The 3167-nt window shown below is 73.2% G+C and carries 1 protein-coding gene; it reads left to right on the top strand.

What is annotated here, in order from left to right:
• Positions 1 to 3167 (top strand): SDR family NAD(P)-dependent oxidoreductase (locus AB0N31_RS36360; RefSeq protein WP_366062815.1); only part of this gene is annotated, 3167 nt, incomplete at both ends.

A 3167-nucleotide genomic window follows, 5' to 3' on the forward strand; every position in this document is an offset into this window, starting at 1 on the left:
GCCGCAACTCGCCGCCACGCTCGGTGTCTCCGACCAGGACGGCCTGCACGCCGTCGTACCGGCACTGGCCGCCTGGCGGCGGTCACACCGGGAGCAGGGCCTCGTGGACGGCTGGCGGCATCGTGTCGAGTGGCGGGCCCTTCCGGCTCCCGACCCGGGCGACATGGAAGGCACCTGGTTGCTCGTCGTTCCGGCGACGACCGAGGACGAGAGCGCGATCTCCGCGGTGCTGGCCGCTCTGGAGGACCGAGGCGTCCGCACCCGTACTCTCACCGTCGCACCCGAGGACATGAACCGGGCGGATCTTCAGGCGCTGCTCGGCCGGACCACCGGTGTCGAGGCGGTCACCGTCGTTCTGTCCCTGCTGCCTCTCGACACGCGGCCGCATCCGCAGCAACCGGCCGTTCCGCTGGGACTCGCGGGCAGCCTCGCACTCGTCCAGGCCCTCGGTGACGCGGGGATCGAGGCACCTTTGTGGTGCGTGACCCAGGGTGCCGTAGGCACCGGTTCGCACGACGCTCCGACATCTCCCGTACAGGCCGGAGTCTGGGGCCTGGGCCGGGCCGCCGCTCTGGAACACCCCCAGCGGTGGGGCGGGCTCGTCGATCTCCCCGCAGCCCTCGCACCGGGCACCGTGGCCCTCCTGCCCGCCGTCGTCGGCGGAAGTGCGGAGGAGGACCAGGTCGCCCTGCGCGAGGGCAAGGCGTACGGCCGTCGGCTCGTCCACGCGCCCACTGGCGGCAAGGCGGCTCCGCGTGCCTGGAAGCCGCGTGGCACCGTTCTCGTCACCGGCGGTACCGGTGCGCTGGGCGCTCACGTCACCCGCTGGCTGGCGGACAACGGCGCCGAACACGTCGTCCTCACCGGACGGACCGGGGACGGTCCGCAGGTCGAGGAACTGCGTGCCGAATTCCGGTCGCGCGGCACCCGGCTCACGGTCGCCGCCTGTGACACGGCCGACCGTGCGGCGATGGCCGACCTGGTCACCCGTCTCGCCGAGGACGGCACCCCGGTGCGGTCCGTCGTGCACGCGGCGGGCGTCAGCGTGCTCGGACCGATAGCGGAGACCGGAGTGGAGGACCTCGCGGCCACCTTCTCCGGGAAGGTGCTGGGCGCGGAACACCTCGACGCGGTCCTCGACACCGAGCGACTGGACGCCGTGGTCTACTTCTCGTCCATCTCCGGCACCTGGGGCGTCGCGGACCATGCCGCGTACGGCGCCGCCAACGCGATCCTCGACGCCCGAGCCGAACGCCGCCGCGCCGACGGTGCGCCCGTCCTGTCCATCGCCTGGGGGCCGTGGGCCGGCGGCGGCATGATCGCCGAGTCGGTGCAGGGCAAACTCCGGCGCAGGGGCGTCCCCGTGATCGAGCCCGCCGCCGCGATCGCCGGACTCCAGCAGGCCCTGGACCACGACGACACGTGCGTCGCCGTCGCCGACGTCGACTGGAAGCGATTCGCCGAGGTCTTCACCTCCGTACGAGGCAGCGCACTTCTGCGGGAGCTGCCCGGCGCCATGACGTCCACGGACGGGGACCGCGACGGCGGCGACGCCACCGGCACCGCCGGTGCGCTGCGGGAGATCGCGGCGCTGGAACCCGCCCGCCGACCGGCCGCACTGCGCGCGCTGGTGGGCGCCAACGTCGCCGCCGTACTCGGGCACACCTCCGCCGACGCCGGCGCACTCGGGGACGAGACCGCCTTCAAGGACATGGGTTTCGACTCCCTGACCGCCGTGTCCCTACGCGACCGGCTCAACCGCGCCACCGGCCTCACGCTGCCCACCACAGTCGTCTTCGACCACCCCAGCATCACGGCCCTGGCCGCCTACATCGACGAGCGCGCGTTCGGCCGACCGGAGCGGGATCAGCGGCCGATGACCGCCGATGCCGCCGACGTCGGCGGCCCGGACTTCGCCCGCGCGGACGATCCCATCGCGATCGTGTCCATGGGCTGCCGCCTCCCCGGTGGGGTGCGCAGCCCCGAGGACCTGTGGCGGCTCGTCAGCGACGAAGTGGACGCCATCACGCCGCTGCCGACCGACCGCGGCTGGGACCTGAACGCCCTGTACGACGCCGATCCCGACCACCTCGGCACCGGTTACGTCCGGGAGAGCGGGTTCCTGGACGGGGCGGCCGAGTTCGACGCCGGGTTCTTCGGTATCTCGCCGCGTGAGGCGACGGCGATGGACCCGCAGCAGCGGCTGCTGCTGGAGACCGCCTGGGAGACCCTCGAACGCGCCGGCATCGATCCCAAGGCGCTGCGCGGCAGTTCCACGGGTGTCTACATCGGCCTCACGGACCAGGAGTACGCCACCCGACTGCGCGCCGCCTCCGGCGACAACGAGGGCTACCTCGCCACCGGAGCCGCAGCCAGTGTGGCGTCCGGTCGGATCGCCTACGCGCTGGGTCTGGAGGGTCCGGCGGTGACGGTCGACACCGCCTGTTCGTCGTCGCTGGTCGCGCTGCACCTGGCGGTGCGCGCCCTGCGCAACGGCGAGTGCTCCCTCGCCCTGGCCGGCGCGGCCACGGTGATGTCGGGCCCGGGCGCGTTCGTCGCCTTCAGCCGCCAACGGGCACTCGCGCCCGACGGCCGCTGCAAGCCTTTCGCCGCCGACGCGGACGGCTTCGCCCTCTCCGAAGGGGTGGGTGTGGTCCTGCTGGAGCGGCTGTCGGACGCGCGGGCGCACGGACATCAGGTGCTCGCGGTGGTGCGCGGCAGCGCGGTCAACCAGGACGGTGCGTCCAACGGGCTGACGGCACCGAACGGTCCGTCGCAGCAGCGTGTGATCCGGGCGGCGCTGGCGGATGCCGGGGTGTCGGCGGCGGACGTGGACGTGGTCGAGGCGCACGGCACCGGCACCAAGCTGGGTGACCCGATCGAGGCACAGGCCCTGCTCGCCACCTACGGCCAGGACCGCGACGCGGACCGGCCGCTGTGGCTGGGCTCGGTGAAGTCCAACATCGGTCACACGCAGGCCGCCTCCGGCATCGCCGGGGTCATCAAGATGGTGCAGGCCATGCGTGCGAAGGCACTGCCCAAGTCACTCAGGGCCGAGCAGCCCAGCACGATCGTGGACTGGTCGTCGGGTTCGGTGGAGTTGCTGGCGCAGGCTCGGGAGTGGGAGGCGCGGGACGGGCGTCCGCGCCGGGCCGGTGTGTCGTCGT

It is taken from the genome of Streptomyces sp. NPDC051051 (genome assembly GCF_040682975.1).
Classification (GTDB): Bacteria; Actinomycetota; Actinomycetes; order Streptomycetales; family Streptomycetaceae; genus Streptomyces.